Below are 17,604 nucleotides of genomic sequence, written 5' to 3'. Positions count from 1 at the left end.
CCCATTTTTGCGGCCCGCCCTGGAGCCTGGCATGAAAATCAGGACCAAGCTGATCATCAGTACCACCGTCCTGCTGGCCGGCGTGGCGGCCATGGCGGCGGCCGGCCTGCTGCTGGTGAAAGGCATCGAAACCCATGTCCACGGCTTGACCGACGAGACGGTGCCGCTGTACACGGATGTGTTGCGCCTGCGCTATACCGTGCAGGATATGGCGTCGGACTTTTTCGAGCTGGGCAAGGCGGAAGACCTGGCGCAGCTGGAGCAGGTATCGAACAAGATCGGCGCCAATATCGAGGCCGCCGAGAACATCAGCGACGATTTGCGGCGCCATGGCGAATCGCAGGCGCCCCGCTACCACGCGGCCTTCGAACGGGAATTCCAGCGCATGCGCGTCGCCGTGCGCAAGCGCCTGGAAAACGAGGCCTATTACAAGGCGCAGGCGACGGAGATGCGGCAAGTGCTGGCGCGGATCAAGGCCGCCGCCAAGGGTGCGCGCAGCAAGATCCGCGTCGTCGACAGCCAGGCCCAGGCCACGGCCGCCGAAGTGCAGCTGCAAAGCCAGCGCCTGAACCAGAATGCCCGCTACCTGACCGACCTGCGCAAGAGCATTCTCGACATGCAGATCGCGCTGGCCGAAACGGAAGCCGTGAAGAACCGTTTCCGCATCGCTCCCCTGCGCGAGCGGCTGACGGCGGCCGTCGCGCACCTGGCGGGTCCCAGCGAGCGCGACATCAGCCCCGCCCAGCAGGCGCTGCGGGCTTCACTGCTGGCCACGGCGCGCCAGATGCTCGATCCCGCCGCGGGCTTGCTGGCCCTGCGCGCCGGCCTGCTGGCCGAGGGTGGCGCCGGCGCGGCGCAGCAGGACAAATATCTTGCCCTAAAGGAACAAATCAGCGCCGCCCTGGCCACGGCCCACCTGCGCCTGGCCGAGGAGCTCGATCCCATCGAACTGCAGCTGGCCATCGGACGCGACCGGCTGGCCGAGGCCGGCCGCTACATGCGCACCTCGGCCCGCATCGAGGATGCCAGCGGCGAAATCAACCTGGCCGTCGACGCCATCAGCATCGACGTGGGCGAAGTCATGCTGGCCACGGCCGCCGCCGACGTCACGCGCCTGGGCCAGGATATCGCCCGGCGCATCAGTGCCCTGCACCGCGACATGGCCACCATGCAGACCTTGCTGCAAAGCATAGGCCAGCTGGGCTTGCTGGCCGAAACGAGGGTCGTCAACACCTACCTGGACGCAGTCGAACGCTCGGGACGGCGGCTGGTGCAGGCCAAGGGCAGCGTGCTGGACAGCGAAAAGGCGCTCGACGAGGTCATCGACCATGTGCGCGCCTTCGAGCGCGAACAGGCCGCCTATTCCGCGCAGCAGGTGGCGCGCATCACGGGGCAGCAGCAGGAGGCGGTGGCCGACGTGCGCGATGGCGTGCGGCATGCCTTCGTGCTGATCCTCGGCATCGCGCTGGTGCTGCTGCTGGCCTGCGTGGCCATCACGGGCCTGATCAGCGCATCGATCGCCAGGCCGCTGGCGCGTTTGTCCTACGCGATTGCGCATATCCGCGACGGCAAGGCGCTGTCGGTGCGCGTGGCGCAGCACGGCAGCGATGAGCTGGGACAGCTGATCACGGGCTTCAACGGCATGATCGAGCACGTCGAACAGCGCGACCTGGCGCTCACGCAGGCCAAGGCCGAGGCCGACGCGGCCAACCGCGCCAAATCCGAATTCCTCGCCAAGATGAGCCACGAGATCCGCACGCCGATGAATGGCGTGCTGGGCATGACGGAATTGCTGCAACGCACGGAACTGAGTCCCAAGCAGCAGCGTTTCGTGCACACGGTGCACCGTTCGGGCGAAAGTCTGCTCAGCATCATTGACGACATCCTCGACTTTTCCAAGATCGAGGCGGGCAAACTGGTGCTCGAACACATCCCTTTCGACCTGCGCCAGGTGATCGACGATGTGGTGGCGCTGTTTGCCAACGGCATCCAGCGCAAGGCCATCGAATTTACCTGCCGCGTTGCCTCCGACGTGCCGCAGCACGTGCGCGGCGATCCCGTGCGCCTGCGCCAGATCCTCACCAACCTGCTCAATAACGCCACCAAGTTCACGGAACGGGGCGAAATTTCCGTCGTTGTCAGCTGTCCCGCTGCCGGCCAGATCCGCCTGGAAGTGCGCGACACGGGCATCGGCATGGCGCCGGAAGCGGCGGCGGCCGTCTTCCAGCCGTTCCGCCAGGCCGACAGCACCACCTCGCGCAAATACGGCGGCACGGGACTGGGCCTGGCCATCATCAAGCAGCTGGCGGAAATGATGGGCGGCAACATTGTGCTCCAGTCCGTGGCGGGACAGGGTTCCAGCTTTGCCGTGACCGTCGTCGTCGGCGAGGTGGCGCCCGAGGACGCGCCGGCGGCGCCGCCACCGCGCGTGTCGCTCGATGCCTTGAACGTGCTGATCGTGGACGACAACGCCACCAACCGCAGTATCCTGCTGCAGCACGCGATCGAGTGGCAGATGGCCGCCGCCAGCGCCGCCGACGGCGCCGAAGCGCTGGACCTGCTGCAAGGGGCGCTGCGTAGCGGGCGCCCGTTCGATCTGGCGATCATCGACATGCGCATGCCCGTCATGGATGGCGCCGAGCTGGTGCGGGCGATCAAGGGCGACGCGCGCATGGCGGCGCTGAAAATCATCATGCTCAGTTCGATCGACGCCTCGGCCGATCTGCGCCAGGTGACGGCGCTGGGCGTGGAATACTGCCTGACCAAGCCCGTGCGGGCGCTGGAATTGCGCCACTGCATCGAGGCCGTCGGCGGCTTCGGCACCCTGGCGCCAGCGACGGCTGCCCTGCCCGCCCCGCCCGATACGGCGGCCCCGGCCGCAAGCCAGGCCCCGCTGCGCATGCTGCTGGTGGAAGACAACGCGATCAACCAGGAAATCGCCCTGGCCATGCTGGAAGACACGGGCTACGAGGCCACGCCGGCCGACAACGGGCGGCGCGCGCTGGCCCTGTGGGAACGCTATCCGTTCGATGTGATCCTGATGGATTGCCAGATGCCGGAAATGGACGGCTTCGAAGCGACGCGGCGCCTGCGCCGCATGGAAGCCCAGCAAGGCCGCAGCCGCACGCCCATCATTGCCCTGACGGCCAACGCCATTCTGGGCGACCGCGAACTGTGCCTGGAGGCGGGCATGGACGACTACCTCGCCAAGCCGTACACGCGCGCCGCCCTGCTGGCCGTGCTGGCCCGCTGGCGCCCGGCGGCGGCAGCGGAGACGGCGGAGGAAGCCGTTCCGGCGCAGCCAGCCCCGGCGGCGGCGGCTGAAACAGGCTCCATCCTCGACGCGGCCGCCCTGCAAAACCTGCGCGCCATGCGGCGTCCCGGCCGTCCCGACGTGCTGGGCCGCATCATCGACCTGTTCTACAGCGACGCCCCGCGCCTGCTGGGCCAGCTGGAAGTGGCGGCCGAGGCCAGCGACGCCGCGGCGCTGCAGCTGGCGGCGCACACGCTCAAGTCCAGCTGCGCCAACGTGGGCGCGCTGGGCCTGTCGGCCACCTGCCGTGAAATCGAACAATACGCGCGCGGCAATGACGTCGGCGGCGCGCTGCACCATATCCGCGGCATCCAGCAAGAACTCGACCGTGTCCTCGCCGCCCTGGCCATTGAGAAGGAAACCCCATGAATACAGCACAGCCCCCGCAAGCACTGGTCCTGGTGGTCGATGACGACACCATGACGCGCATCCTCGTGACGGAAGCGCTGGAGCCGGAAGGCTTCCGCATCGAGGAAGCGGGCAGCGGCCTGGAAGCGCTGGCCGCCTTCCAGCGCGGCGTGCCCGACCTGATCCTGCTCGACGTCGCCATGCCCGGCATGAGCGGCTTCGAATGCTGCGCACAGCTGCGCCGGCTGCCCGGCGGCGCGCACGTGCCCATCGTCGTACTGACAGGCAACGACGATGATGACTCCATCAAGCAGGCGCTGGAAGCGGGCGCCAGCGATTTCATCTCCAAGCCGATGCAATGGCGGCTGCTGGCGCACCGCTTGCGCTACCTGCTGCGGGCCAGCAGCGCGCTCACCGAGCTGAGCCGCATCCAGGATAGCCTCAGCCACGCGCAGGCGCTGGCCCGCCTCGGCAACTGGGAATACCGGGGCACCGGCGGCGATGGCTACTGGTCGCCGGAACTGTTGCGCATCCTGGGCCTGGACGCCGATTCCGGCCCCACCAGCTTCGACCGTTTGCTGCAATGCCTGCCCGAAGACCAGCGGCCCCTGCTGCTCGATGCCTTCATGGAACTGCATGCCAACGGCACCAGCTACAGCCTGGAGCACAAGGTGCGGCAGCCCGATGGCGGCGAGTGCATCGTCTTTCACCAGGCCGAAGCCGTGCGCGAAGGCCATCAGGTGCTGCTGATGCGCGGTACCGTGCAGGACATCACGGAACGCAAGCTGCAGCAAAGGCGCATTGAATACCTGGCCAACCACGATGCGCTGACGGACTTGCCCAACCGCCAGTTGCTGAACGACCGCATCGGCCAGGCCATCGCCCACGCCCGCCGCACCCGTTTGCACCTGGCGACCCTGATGCTGGACCTCGACCGTTTCAAGTTCGTCAACGACAGCTATGGCCACCCCGTGGGCGATGCGCTGCTGCAGGAAGTGGCCCGCCGGCTCAAGCTGGCCGTGCGCGAAGGCGACACCGTGGCCCGCCAGGGCGGCGACGAATTCGTCGTCCTGCTGACGGACCTGCCCGACATCGGGACGGCGGAAGAGATCGTGAAAAAAGTACTCGAACTGTTCGCCGATCCTGTCGTGCTGGGCGAACATACCTTGCACGTCAGCACCAGTATCGGCGCCAGCGTCTTTCCCTCCGACGGCGACAGCGCCGACATGCTGCTCAAGACGGCCGACGCGGCCCTGTACAGCGCCAAGGACAAGGGCCGCAATGGCTGCCAGTTCTACAACCACAAGATGGGCGTGCTGGTGGAAGAGCGGGCCGAAATCGAACACGCGCTGCACCAGGCGCTGGCGCTGGGCGAGCTGGAATTGCATTACCAGCCCAAGGTCGACCTCACCAGCGGCAAGATTTATGGCATGGAAGCGCTGCTGCGCTGGCGCCGCGACGGCATCGGGCTGGTGCCCCCGGACCGCTTCATTCCCCTGGCCGAGGAAACGGGCATGATCGTGCCCATCGGCGAATGGGTGCTGCGCACGGCCTGCGCGCAGCTGGGCGTCTGGCATGCCTACGGCTTTACGCACCTGACGATGGCCGTCAACGTGTCGGCACGCCAGTTCCGCCAGGTCGACATGCCGGAACTGGTGCGCGCAGTGCTGGACGACAGCGGCCTGCCGGCGCACTGCCTGGAACTGGAGCTGACGGAGAGCGTGCTGATGCAGAACCGCGACCTCGTGGTGCGGGCGCTGGAGCAGCTGAAGGAAATCGGCGTCACCCTGTCGCTGGACGACTTCGGCACCGGCTATTCCAGCCTGTCCTATCTGAAGCAATTCCCCATCGACGTGGTCAAGATCGACCAATCGTTCATCCGCGACGTGACCGACAGCGTGGATGGCGCGTCGCTGACCCGCTCCATCATCGCCATGGCCAAGTCCCTGCACCTGACCACGGTGGCCGAAGGCGTGGAAACGGAGGGTCAATTGGGTTTTCTCAATACCAACCGCTGCGACGCCATGCAAGGCTATTACTTCAGCCGCCCCCTGCCCGGCGCCGAGATGGATCTGATGCTGCATGCAGGCACCCATTTGCCGCCCGAGAGCTGCCATGCCGTGGCGCCCCAGCGCGTGCTGCTGCTGGTCGATGATGAGGAGCATATCCTGTCCGCCCTGCGCCGCTCGCTGCGCAAGGAAGGCTACCAGATACTCAGCACCACCAATCCGCAGGAAGCGCTGGAACTGGTCGCCTCGCACGCGGTGGGCGTGATCCTCACGGATGCGCGCATGCCGGGCATGTCGGGCAACGAACTATTGCGCCGCATCAAGGGCGTCTATCCCGAGATCGTGCGCGTGATGCTGTCCGGCTACCCTGAATTGCATTCGGTCACGGCGGCCATCAACGAAGGCTCGGTGTACAAATTCATCACCAAGCCGTGGGACGAAACCCTGCTGAAAGACCACTTGCTGGAAGCCTTCCAGCGTTTCGAATCGGGCGTGCAGCGGCCGCCGCGGGGCCCCCATGGCATCGAGATCAGCAACCGCGCCGCCTAGCGCGCCGCCAGGAGCCATCATGCAGGAGCAGCTGTTCTTCGAAGGCTTGCGCGCCCTGGCCGAAGCGGCCTTTCCCAAGCATTGCGCCTGCTGCGGGCGCGTCTTCGCCACGGCGCACGAGTTCATCGGGCAGACACGGGCGATGCGACAGGATGTCTCGGGGCTCAAGCAAAGTTTCGATGACAACAACGTGGCCATCGTCGAGGTCTATCGCAATTGCCTGTGCGGCTCGACCCTGATGGATTTCTTTTCGGACCGGCGCGACACCTCCGAACCATCGCTGCGGCGGCGCCAGCTGTTTGAGCGCCTGCTGCCGCTGCTGCAGGAAAAAGGCATGGAACAGGCCGCAGCGCGCGACTATCTGCTGCAAGTCGTGCGCGGCGAGCTGCCTTACCAGTAACCGAGCACCTTCCACCACGTCGTGCCGACGACGGCAAAGATCAGCAGTTCCACCACGCACATGATGAAGCCGACCCGCCACCAGTTGCCCATCGTCACGAAGCCGCTGCCGAAGATGATGGGCGAGGTACCCGTCGCGTAGTGGGTCAGGGTCATCATGATGGCCGAGCCGGCCGTCATCATCAGCATGAACGGCACGTGGTATTCGGCCGGGATCAGGTGCAGGCCCACGGTCAGGAAGGCCAGCAGCATGGCGCTGATGTGGGCCGTCGTGCTGGCAAAGAAGTAATGCGAAAAGACAAACACCAGCACGAGGACGGCGGCGATCGGCAGCCAGTCCATGCCGCTGGCGACAATCGCCGCCTTCATGCCGGCCGAGAACCAGGCGATCACGCCCGTCTTGTTCAGCTGCTCGGCCATCATGACCAGGGCGCCAAACCACACCAGAGTGTCCCAGGCGCTCTTTTCCGACAGCACGTCGTCCCAGTCGATGGTGCCCGTGATGATCAGCACGAACAAGCCGACAAAGGCGACGACCGTCGCGTCGAGCGAAAAGGCGGGGCCGAACAGCATGGCGGGCACGTTGGCCCACAGCAGCAGCAACAGGGCGAAGGTGCCCAGCATGACTTTTTCCGGCGGCGACAGCGGGCCCATGCCTTTCAATTGCGCCTTGGCGTAGGTGACGGCGTCGGGCGTGGCTTTCAGTTCCGGCGGCGACAGCCAATAGATGATCAAAGGCATCACCAGCAGGCAGACCAGGCCCGGCAGCAGCATGCACAGGGCCCAGGTGGTCCACGTCAGGTGGAAACTCTGGCCGCTGGCCTTGGCCACGAAGTCGACCACGAGCGGGTTCGGTGCCGTGGCCGTCAGGAACATGGCCGACGTGATCGGGTTGGCATGGTAGTTGACGAGGGCCAGATACGTGCCCACCTTCTTTTCCGTGCCCTTGGCCGGGTCCGAATCGAAGGCGTTGGCGATCGATTTCATGACGGGGTGGACGATGCCGCCGCCGCGTGCCGTGTTACTGGGCGTAAATGGCGCCAGCACCAGTTCGCAAATCGCCAGGCCATAGCCGATGCCCATGGTGCGCTTGCCCAGCAAGGAAATGAACAGCAGGCCGATGCGGCTGCCCAGCCCCGTCTTCTTCAGGCCGCGCGATATCAGAATCGCCACGACGATCAGCCAGATCAGAGGATTCGAGAAACTGCTGAGCGCATCCGTGATGGCGCCCTTGGACGAGGTCGACGTCACCTGCGACAAGGACACGATGACGATGGCCATCATCGCCATCACGCCGATCGGCATGACTTTTAATATGATCGCCAGTATCGTGGTGAGGAAGATCGCCACCAGGCCCCAAGCCTTGGGCGTCAAGCCTTCGGGCGCCGGCAGCAATAGCATGCCGACAAGCAAGGCGGTGCAGATCAGGGCGGGGACGAGGCGGAATGGGACGGCTTCCTTGAAATGCAGGAACAGGTCGCGCACTGTTTTATACATCATGATTTCCTTTACTGGACAGGCATCCGGACGGGCAGTGGCGCCCGCTCGGCTTGTGATAATTCTTTTTAGCAACATCATACAAGCTCATACGCAACCGCCCCGCTCCATTACGCGTGCGCGTGCCAGGAAATTGCCGAATCGTTGACTTGAGCGCTATCACAGGAGCGGAATATATTGACGGCCAGTGACAATGGGTGACTTTTTTGGCAATTTTTCTCTGTATCTTTCCCCGTAGCTGCTGCCAGATATGCCACCAGGATTGCCAACCTTTCAGGGGAAAACTTGATGAATAGCACGGAACAGTATTCGATCCACCCATCCATCGGCATCGCCCGCGTGGGCAACAGCCATGATTCGTTCTATCTGGCGCCGGAAACCATCGGCGGGCTGCCGGTCGAAGCGGACGGCAACAACGATCCGCTGCTGGCCGATGGCAAGCCGGTCCACGTTGCCCAGTTCAAGGATGCGGCCGGCCGCGTGCGGCGCCAGGCGGCCAGTTTCCGCATCTACAAGTCCGTGGCGGGACGTCCCGGGGAAAAAGTCCTGGTCGACCTGCAAGACCCGAGCATTGCCAAAATCGAGTGGACAGTGCACGTGGCTAACAAGAAGGCGGCCTGGTGGAACTTCATTCCCCTGCTGGGCGACCTGATGTTTGGCCCGTACAACAGCTATGAAACCTGGGAAAATACGCCGCCCGCCTGGAACCTCACGCCCACGTCCTGGACCAATCTGCGCAACAGCGACGTCACGGGAGAGGCGGCACGGCAAAAACTGATCGTCGATCCGGGACCGCGCACCCTCGACGCGCCGCTGGGCAAGGCCCAGTTCGACAAGGACGGCGCCGGCGCGTACAAGCACGTGTCCTTCCCCGATCCGCAAGCCATCACGCAAGGCTATCCGGTGCGCACCCTGGGCGAAATGCGCACGGATTCGCGCGGCAACTTGCTGGTGATCGGCGCCTATGGCCGCGCCGGCGGCTCGGAAAGCATCACGGGCTTCGGCGGCGGCGATACGTGGAATGACGACGTGGCCGACGGCCCCGTCAGCGCAACCATCCATTTCAAGGATGGCAGCCCCTCCGTGGAGCTGAAAGCCTGGGTGGTCATCGGCTCGCCGAAGTTCGCGCCAGAACTGGTGAATATTTCCACTTGGGATGACGTGGTGGCCGACATGGCCATCAAATACAAGAACGCGCTGCCCGAGGCCTACGATGCGGCCCGCTGGAGCGGCAGCGATGGCTGGAACCCCGACTATGTCGTCAATTACGCGCAGGACATTCAGCCATTCCTCGCCAGGATAGGCGATTACCAGTGGGTGGCGACGGTGCCGTCGATGACGGCCTTCATTCGCCCCAACTTCGACGTGGCCGATGCCTCGGAAGCGAACCGGCCCCAGCGGGAGAAATTCCTCAGTTACTTCAGGAAGCCGTCGGCCATCCGGCCAGGGACAAAGGAACAGGTGCCGGGTTTTACCGGCGGCCAGGGCGGGCAATTGTTCAGCGCCGCCACCACGGATAATCCCGGCGCGGGCATCCCCCTCGTGCCCTTGAATTCAGGCAGCAATTCCGTGCGCAACAACGTCATCAGCAAGTTTTCGGTACTGACGGATACGCAATATTTTGCCTTGCAGCAATGGGCGGCCGGCAAATTCGCCCCCGACGCGCCGGGCTTGGCCTTGCCGGGCATCGACCCGCTCGACCACGCGACCATCGGCAATTGCGTCGGCGAACCCATGTGCCCTGGCATCGAAGTGACGTGGAGCGTGCGCAATCCCGTCATCTACGAGAAACCGTACGCCATCCTGCACCGCGTGGATGCCGACTACGCAAAAAACGGCCTCTCGCCGGGCCGCGACGAATGCGAACCGCTGGACTGGAACGATCCGACGCTCGGCACCGGCTGCGAACCGGGCGACCTGACCAAGCGCATGGCGATTCCATGGCAGGCCGACTTCTATGACTGCTCCGTGCAGATGATCAACTTCGACAATCCGGATATCGTCAAGAATCCCGATACGATGATCCCCGTGCCGCCCACCTACTACGCCTACTGGTGGCCGCCGCAAAGCCCGTGGAACGTCATCAATGGCGCCACCACCAAGGAAGAACAGGCGCTCGCCGGCGTGCCGGCCGGCATGCAGGTGATGTACAGCCGCGGCATGAACAGTTTTTCGCAGATGATCAGCTCCTGGCACTACCTGGGTTTCATCGTGAACCAGAACGAGGATGCAGAATCGGGCCGCCAGTATCCGTACTTTGTGGAAAAGGAGCGCAATCACGCGAAATTCGTGGCTGCCAGCGTGGGGGTCGGCAATGCCAGCAGCTTCATCACGGGCGACGATGCCAACTACCTGCCCGCGTGGTTCCTCAAGGACGAGGATCCGCAGACGGCGCCCGAGAAGGCCTCGCAGCTGTTTGCCAGCGGCGGCGCGCAAGTGGCCCTGCATGACACGCCGAAGAAAATCATGCCGGCCAACCGGCGCCGGTTTTCCCATTGAGCATGTCTTCATCGCCCGACTACGACGTCGTCATTGTCGGCGGCGGTGCCGCCGGCACGGCCGCCGCCCTGACCCTGGCCCGCTACACGGGCTTGCGCATCGCCTTGCTGGAAAAGCAGCTGTTCGACGATTACCGGGCCGGCGAAACGGTCTCGTCGTCCATCTTCTCGATGCTCGACTTTCTGGGCGTGGGCCGCGACCTGCTGGACGGCGCCCAGCTGCCCGCGTTTTCCCACGCGGCCGCCTGGGGCAGCTCGGAACTGATGTCGCGCGACGCCGTCTTCAGCAGCCATGGCCACGGCCTGCACCTGGACCGCCGGCATTACGACGCCATCCTGCTGGAGCAGGCGCGCCAGGCGGGCGTGGAGCTGTGGCGTCCCGCCCAACTGGTGCAGCTGGAACACGGCGACCCATGGCGCTTGCGCGTGGCGGCCGGCGGGCAGGAAGTGGACCTGACGGCCCGTTACCTGATCGATTGCAGCGGCAAGCAGGCGGCCATCGTGCGCCAGCGCAAGCGCCCCATCCACACGCAAGACGCGCTGGTGGCGCTGTACGCCTATTATCAGTTGCAAGAACCGCAATTCCTGCCCCACCGCACCCTGGTGGAAACGACGCAGCACGGCTGGTATTATGCGGCGCCCCTGCCCGGCGACCGCGTGGCGCTGGCCTTCATCACGGATGCCGACATCCTCAAGCGCCTGCGGCTGAAGGAGGAAGCGCCCTGGCGCGAGGCCGCCATGGGCACGCGGCATGTGCGCGATATCATGCCGCGCCTGTCCGCGCCGAATGCCCTGCGCCACTATGCGATCCACAGCCGCGTGGCCTCGCTGCCGGCGGACGACAACTGGACGGCGGCGGGCGACGCGGCCGCCTGCTTCGACCCCATCTCCTCACTGGGCATCGGTCAGGCCATGGCGTCGGGCATCCATGCGGCGCGGGTGGCGGAAGCCTGCCTGGCGGGCGACCGGGGCATGGCGGCGGGCTACCGGCGCAGCGTCTTCGCCTCGTTTGAAACCTATCTGCAGATGCGGCGCGGCTTCTACGGCGCCGAACAGCGCTGGCCGGAGGCGCCATTCTGGCAGCGCCGGGCCGCGTCCTGATGCCGCCGGCGAAAAACTGAGCCAGGTCAAGAGACCGCATGCCCACCGCCCGTTTCCGGGCGAATTTCAGCCCCGCCTTGCCGTTCGCACTATAATGTCGGCACCGCGTGCGGCAGCATTGGCGGCGATAGACGGTAACAATTTCGTGTGGAGGCCAGTACAATAGCGTCTGGGCCTACACAGGGTTTCACTTTTGCCAGCAGTTGCCAGCAACTAACCATTTTTTTGACCAGCCAACAAATACTATGAGTTCGATGAATGAAGAGCGCGTTTTAAGCGTGCACCACTGGACGGATACCCTGTTCTCCTTTACCACCACGCGCGACCCGTCGCTGCGTTTCTCGAATGGCCACTTCACCATGATCGGCCTGCGCGTCGACGGCAAGCCATTGCTGCGCGCCTACAGTATCGCCAGCGCCAATTACGAAGACCACCTGGAATTTTTCAGCATCAAGGTGCCGGGCGGCCCCCTGACGTCGCGTCTGCAACACTTGCAAGTGGGCGACACCGTCATCGTCGGCCGCAAGCCGACCGGCACCCTGGTGTCCGACTACCTGCTGCCGGGCAAGCGCCTGTACATGCTGTCGACGGGCACGGGCCTGGCGCCTTTCCTCAGCATCGTGCGCGATCCGGACATCTACGAACGCTTCGACGAATTGATCCTCGTGCACGGCGTGCGCCAGGTCGACGAACTGGCTTACCACGACTTGCTGGAAGAACATCTGCCGAAGCATGAGTTCCTGGGCGAAATGGTCAGCGACAAGCTGCGCTACTACCCGACCGTGACGCGCGAAGACTTCCGCAACATGGGCCGCATCACGGAGCTGATCGAAAACGGCAAGCTGGCCAAAGACCTGGGCGTGCCGGAACTCAATCCTGCCGAAGACCGCGTGATGATTTGCGGCAGCTCCGAGATGCTGCGCGACCTGAAAGACATGCTGGAAGCGCGTGGCTTCAAGGAAGGCAATACCTCGACGCCTGGCGACTTCGTTGTCGAGCGCGCGTTCGCCGAAAAGTAATCGAGGGCAAATCCGCAGCAAATTCAGGGGCCCGGCCCCGCCGCTTCCCGCGGCGGCGCCGGGCCTTTTCATTGCCGGCTCAGCGGCGCAGCCCCGCGCTGGTACTGCAAGCCATTCATGAAGCGCTGCACGGGCGTAAAGGCACTGCTGAGGATATCGTCATGCGCGGCGTAATAGCGCGTCTCGATCTTCAGCAAGCCCAGCACGGTCGCATCAAGCTTGTCCGTCTGATACGGCCGGCTTTCCAGCGCGGCGCGCGCGGCCGTCGACTGCGGCGCTTGCTGGTTATCCCAGATCAACATGGGGATTTCATAGCCGCTCTTGTCCGACGCGGAATGGCCCGCGTGATTGCGGCTGTAGCCCACTTCCTGCCCATGGTCGGAAACGAACAGCAAGGAGGCGGCCCGGCCGGTCTTGGCTTGCTCCGCCATGCCGATCAGGGTGCCCAGCACGTAATCGCCATAGCGGATGGCGTTATCGTACTCGTCGCGCTGGTTGCGTATCCAGCTGGACCTGCCCTGGCTGGCCATCTGCGCGCTGACGGCGTCCTGCGCCCGGTCGAAATGGGCGAAGCGGCGGGGATAGCGCATGTCATAGCTGGGATGCGCGCCCAGCAAGTGCACGACGATGAGCTTTTTCGGCGCCGCGTCGCGCAGCGCGTGGGCGAATGGCTGGAACAGGTTGCCGTCAAAATTGTTTTCTCCACGGCCCGTGCCGTAGTTGATGAAGTCGCTTTCATCGGCCTCGCCCGCCAGCAGCCCGATCCAGCCGTCGTTGCGCGTCTGGTTCGAGACCCAGAACGTCTTGTAGCCGGCCGCCTCGGCCAGCATCAGCAGATTCGGCTTGGCCATCCACGCATCGGGGTTGCCGATATCGGCCGGCGTGAGCATGGTCATCATCGATTCCACCGTGCTGGACGCGGGCGAAATCACATCGTTAAAAACCAGCAGCTTAGCCCGCATGGCGTCGAGCTGGGGCGTGGTCGCGCGCGGGTAGCCGTACAGCGACATCGAGGCGCGGTTGGTGCTCTCGCCGATCACCAGGATGACGGTGCGCGCCTCCTCGCCCGCATAGCGCACATTCCAGTCGCGCGGCGCGGCCATGGCCGCCGTCAGCGCATGCTGCATCGATTTCATCGCGTCCAGCTGCGCGCTGTACTGCTGATAGCGCAGCGGCCAGAACAGGGCCGGATTTTCGCGCCGCATGGTGGTATTGACGTGCAGCAGCACGAGAAACACGGCCATACCGGCGGCAAAGGCTTTGTGCGGCCAGCCCGGCGCGGTACCGGCGCGCGACGCCTGCCAGCGCTGCAGCTGGTGGTCGGCCAGCAGCACGGCCGCCGTCACGAGCACAAACCAGCCAGCCGCTTGCGCCAGGGCGACGCTGTTGTGCAGGAAGAATTCTCCCGTTTCCGCTTGATCTGTCGCAAACATGGCCTGTAAAACGGCATTGGGATTGGGCCGCATGCCAAAATAGCCACGCAAGAAGCCTTTTACGGCGGCGTCCAGGTAAAACACGGGCACGACGACGCGCACCAGCAAGGTGATCGCGCCGGAACTGCCACGCCATGCGTGCAGCACGCCGCCCACGCCCAGCAGGAAGGCCGCCAGCAAGACGCTCAATTTCAGGCATTCATTCGCGCTTAACTGATCGAAGAGGAAGAAAACCAGCAGGCCAGCAATGCTGAACAGGACACGGCAAAACAGAATCAGCATGGAGGCGATGGAGAGTAAGCATTGAACAAGGACAAGCCCGCGCGGACGGGCCAGCGATTGTAGCGCAGTCTGTTGCAACTTGTACCATCGTTTCCTGCGCGCTGCTGATTCACGCATGCTACTGACAGAAATTGTCAGTGCTTTTTATTATGATTTCGGCACCAGCTGGCCAGCTAGCCAGTACTATTGATATCTCCACCTGCGACAGGACTTTTCATGACACGTGCCATCACCATTCTGACCGAGAACTTTGCCGATTGGGAAACCGCCCTGCTCAACTCCACGGCGCGCCTGTACTACGGCTTTTACACGCAGTTCGCCACGCCGGGCGGCTTGCCCGTCACCTCGTCCGGCGGCATGCTGGTTACGCCCCAACTGGCGCTGGAAGATATCGTGCTCGAGGAGCTCGATTTGCTGATGGTGTGCGGCGGCAGCCATTGGCAAAGCGGCAAGGCGCCCGACCTGGGACCCCTGCTGCGCGCGGCGCGCGACAAGGGCGTGGTGCTGGCCGGCATTTGCGACGGCACGCGCGTGCTGGCGCAGGCGGGCGTGCTCGACACCGTGCGCCATACGTCCAACAGCGCGGGCAACTTGCTGGAAACGGGCTATGCTGGCGCCGCCCTGTACCAGGACGTACCGTGGGCCGTGGCCGACCAGCGCGTCGTCACGGCACCGGGCACGGCGCCCGTCACCTTCACTAAGGAAGTCTTGCGCGCCCTGGGCATTCACGACGACAACCTGACGGCCTACCTGGCCATGCACGGCGCCGAGCACGGCCAGGCCGCGGCGGCGCGCTAGTCGGGGGAAAGCACGCGCAAACGCGCCACGGCGTGCGTGTTGCCCGGGTCCAGCTCCAGCGAACGGCGGTAATGCGTGACGGCCAGCGCCGTGGCGCCATCGGCCTCGTACGCTTCGGCCAGGCTGTCGTGGCCATTCGCCCCTTGCGGGTACAGTTGCACGCCCAGCTGGAAAACGGCGGCCGCCTGTTTCGGCTGCTGCCGGCCCAGCAGGCGGTAGCCCCAGGCATTCAGGTCGCCGTCGGCGGGTGCAGGCAGCCCATGCTGGCGCCGGATGGCCGCCAGTTTCTGCTCCAGCCCTTCAAAGCCCGTGCCGGCCGCCTTGTTGCGCAATAGATGCGCGGCATACGCGCCGCCCCGCTGCTGGCGCAGGGCGGGAAGGTAAAAGCCGGCAATGGTATCGATCAGCTGTTCCGGCTGGCCGCCAGCCAGGTTGCTCAGGATAATGACGGCCAGGCCATCGTCGGGATACACATAGAAGGCCGAGCGGCCGCCGCCGATGCCGGCCACGGCGCGGTGGCCATCACGGCCGATGGTGGGCCAGCCCAGCGCCCACGGCGCCGGCTTGCCGTCATTCAAGCTAGTCGGCTGCCACAGCCGTTCCACACTGGCGGGCGCCAGCAAGCGCCCCGACTGCAGGGCGATGAGCCAGTTGGCCAGTTCGCCCGCATTGCTGTTGATGCCGGCCCCGGCGCGCATGAAGACGGGAAAGTCCTCGATCACGTTGCGGTAGCCGTTGCCGCCCCGGTCCAGCACGTAGGAACTGGCCTTGCCCACGACCACGTCCTTCGCATCGCCAAAGCCGCTGTGCCGCATGCCGGCCACGTCGAACTGCCGGTGCCGGATGAAGTCGGTAAAGGGCTGGCCGCTCTGGCGCTCGATCAATTGCGCCAGCAACACGTAATTGGTCTGGTTGTAGCGGTAGCGCTGGCCTGGCGGGGCTTCCACGGGCAGCGCCTGCACGGCGCTCCACGCCGCAGCGGCGTCGTCCGGTTGCGGCCCCACCAGCTTGCCGCTGCGCTGGTCCAGCACGTCGGGCAAGCCCGACGTATGGTTGAGCAATTGCGTCACCGTCACGGCTTGCCAGGCTGCAGGCAGCCCCGTCAGGTATTGGCCGATGGGCGCGGGCAGGTCGATCTTGCCCTCCTGCACCAGCTGCATCACGGCCACGCCCGCAAACGCCTTGGTGGCCGAGTTGATGGAAAACAGGCTGGCGTCCGTCACGGGCACCTGATATTGCAGGCTGGCCAGGCCGAAATTGCGCTTCAGCACGACCTTGCCGTGCCGGATCACGGCCAGTTGCAGCCCGGGAATCTGGCGCTCCCGCATTTCGCTGCGCACAAAGGCGGCAATCTCCTGTTCCGCGCGCGATGCCTGCGATGAGTTGGCGGGGGCGGCAGTGGCGATCGAGGTGACGGGAGCTGCCGCGGCGGCAAGCGCCATGACGAGCAGGACGGACGGGAGGCGTGGCTTCAAGATGCGGCTTTCGACAGTTGAAAACGGAACCGCAGCATCCCATACCTATTTGTCAACGTCAACGACAATCTTGCCTGCTAGAAAGCTACTCTTCCAGCCACACATCTTCATACCCTTGCCGGTCGAGAATGAACTTGGCGCCGCTGGGCAAGGCCAGGTAATCGACCACCTGCGGCAGCATCTCGTGCAGGTGCTCCGCATGCAGCGGCTGGTAAAAGCCGCTGGCGTCGTCGTGTTCGCCGCAGTGGATGAACCAGCTGATGGTGCCGTTTTCCGGCAGCACGATGCGCGTGCCGTAGATAGGCGACTGCGCCAGGCTGCCGATGGCCAGGGCCACCATGGGTTCGGGCGCCTGCGCCGGCAAGCCGAATTTGTCGCAGATGCGCTGCTGTGTTTCGCTGATCAGTTCAGTCATGGTGCTCTCAGGATCCGATGTAGCGGTAGTGGAGGCGCAGCGCGCCATCGTGGCCGGACATTTCCAGGTGCAAAATCGCTTCGCCCGGCTTGCCGTCGGCCAGCAACAGGCATTCCAGGCCCAGCGGTCCGTCGCCGGTGGTGTACACATCGACGCCGGGCCGGCCGCCCTTGCCCGGCACAAAGGCGTGCGCCAGCGGCGTCAGGGACAGCGCCTCGTTGGCCGCAAAGTAGCTGTCGAGCATGTCGACGATCTCCGCGGCCACGGCCGGCGACAGACCCCAGTCGCGTTGCAGCGCAACAGGATCGCGCCCGTTCAGCGTCTGCACGAACGCTGCGGCCTGCGCGTACGCCAGCTCTCGCAGGCTGTCAGTAACTGTCATTTCCATATAGCGACTCCCGCCTTCTCCATTCAACAGGCGCCATTATAGTGCGTGGCCGGGCGCATAGTCGATCCGTTTGCCATCCA

The 17,604-nt window shown here is 64.8% G+C and carries 12 protein-coding genes; 7 read left to right on the top strand and 5 right to left on the bottom strand.

What is annotated here, in order from left to right:
* Window positions 1–31 precede the first annotated feature (31 nt).
* The 3 genes from AC1RBA_RS03755 to AC1RBA_RS03745 are packed head-to-tail and all read left to right on the top strand — an operon-like array spanning window position 32 to window position 6,619.
* Window positions 32–3,682 carry a response regulator gene (locus AC1RBA_RS03755; RefSeq protein ID WP_492416664.1) on the top strand — a complete coding sequence of 1,217 codons (3,651 nt, stop codon included), beginning with the start codon at window positions 32–34 and terminating at the stop codon, window positions 3,680–3,682.
* Complete coding sequence (locus AC1RBA_RS03750) at window positions 3,679–6,219, top strand: EAL domain-containing protein (RefSeq protein WP_492416662.1); 2,541 nt, start codon at window positions 3,679–3,681, stop codon at window positions 6,217–6,219. Before AC1RBA_RS03755 ends, AC1RBA_RS03750 begins: the two co-directional genes overlap by 4 nt.
* 19 nt (window positions 6,220–6,238) lie before the next feature.
* Window positions 6,239–6,619 (top strand): hypothetical protein, encoded by a 381-nt coding sequence (locus AC1RBA_RS03745; RefSeq protein WP_492416660.1) that lies wholly within the window; start codon window positions 6,239–6,241, stop codon window positions 6,617–6,619.
* Here the strand turns inward: AC1RBA_RS03745 and AC1RBA_RS03740 are convergent.
* On the bottom strand, window positions 6,610–8,115 hold the full coding sequence (locus AC1RBA_RS03740) for an anion permease (protein WP_070310386.1): 1,506 nt from the start codon (window positions 8,113–8,115) through the stop codon (window positions 6,610–6,612). The genes AC1RBA_RS03745 and AC1RBA_RS03740 overlap by 10 nt on opposite strands.
* Window positions 8,116–8,403: 288 nt before the next feature.
* Between AC1RBA_RS03740 and lodA the strand changes: the two genes are divergently transcribed.
* The 3 genes from lodA (at window position 8,404) to AC1RBA_RS03725 (ending at window position 12,733) form a co-directional block, all read left to right on the top strand.
* Window positions 8,404–10,614 (top strand): CTQ-dependent lysine 6-oxidase LodA, encoded by a 2,211-nt coding sequence (lodA, locus tag AC1RBA_RS03735; RefSeq protein WP_492416658.1) that lies wholly within the window; start codon window positions 8,404–8,406, stop codon window positions 10,612–10,614.
* Between the two features lie 2 nt (window positions 10,615–10,616).
* Entirely contained in the window at window positions 10,617–11,714 is a 1,098-nt protein-coding gene (locus AC1RBA_RS03730; protein WP_492416656.1) for a tryptophan 7-halogenase, read from the top strand.
* Window positions 11,715–11,959: 245 nt separating this feature from the next.
* On the top strand, window positions 11,960–12,733 hold the full coding sequence (locus tag AC1RBA_RS03725) for a ferredoxin--NADP reductase (protein ID WP_070218815.1): 774 nt from the start codon (window positions 11,960–11,962) through the stop codon (window positions 12,731–12,733).
* Between the two features lie 68 nt (window positions 12,734–12,801).
* Here the strand turns inward: AC1RBA_RS03725 and AC1RBA_RS03720 are convergent, their stop codons facing one another.
* Complete coding sequence (locus tag AC1RBA_RS03720) at window positions 12,802–14,448, bottom strand: phosphoethanolamine transferase (RefSeq protein ID WP_492416654.1); 1,647 nt, start codon at window positions 14,446–14,448, stop codon at window positions 12,802–12,804.
* A 216-nt stretch (window positions 14,449–14,664) separates the two neighbouring features.
* Between AC1RBA_RS03720 and AC1RBA_RS03715 the strand changes: the two genes are divergently transcribed.
* Window positions 14,665–15,246, top strand: a complete 582-nt coding sequence (locus AC1RBA_RS03715) for a type 1 glutamine amidotransferase family protein (protein ID WP_492416652.1) — start codon at window positions 14,665–14,667, stop codon at window positions 15,244–15,246.
* Here the strand turns inward: AC1RBA_RS03715 and AC1RBA_RS03710 are convergent.
* From AC1RBA_RS03710 to AC1RBA_RS03700, 3 genes are all read right to left on the bottom strand, one after another.
* The gene (locus tag AC1RBA_RS03710) at window positions 15,243–16,721 is read right to left on the bottom strand and encodes a serine hydrolase domain-containing protein (protein ID WP_492416651.1); all 1,479 of its coding nucleotides are present in this window, start codon (window positions 16,719–16,721) and stop codon (window positions 15,243–15,245) included. The genes AC1RBA_RS03715 and AC1RBA_RS03710 overlap by 4 nt on opposite strands.
* Window positions 16,722–16,806: 85 nt before the next feature.
* A complete protein-coding gene (locus tag AC1RBA_RS03705; RefSeq protein WP_070218818.1) occupies window positions 16,807–17,136 on the bottom strand; it encodes an immunity protein Imm33 domain-containing protein in 330 nt (109 codons plus the stop codon).
* A gap of 7 nt (window positions 17,137–17,143) precedes the next feature.
* Window positions 17,144–17,524, bottom strand: coding sequence for a hypothetical protein (locus tag AC1RBA_RS03700; protein WP_492416650.1), 381 nt, complete (start codon window positions 17,522–17,524; stop codon window positions 17,144–17,146).
* Between the last annotated feature and the right edge of the window lie 80 nt (window positions 17,525–17,604).

The organism is Janthinobacterium sp. GW823-FHT03B06 (genome assembly GCF_058796955.1).
The sequence above is the reverse complement of the archived record's forward strand: the minus strand, read 5'-3'. Positions and strand labels throughout refer to the sequence as shown.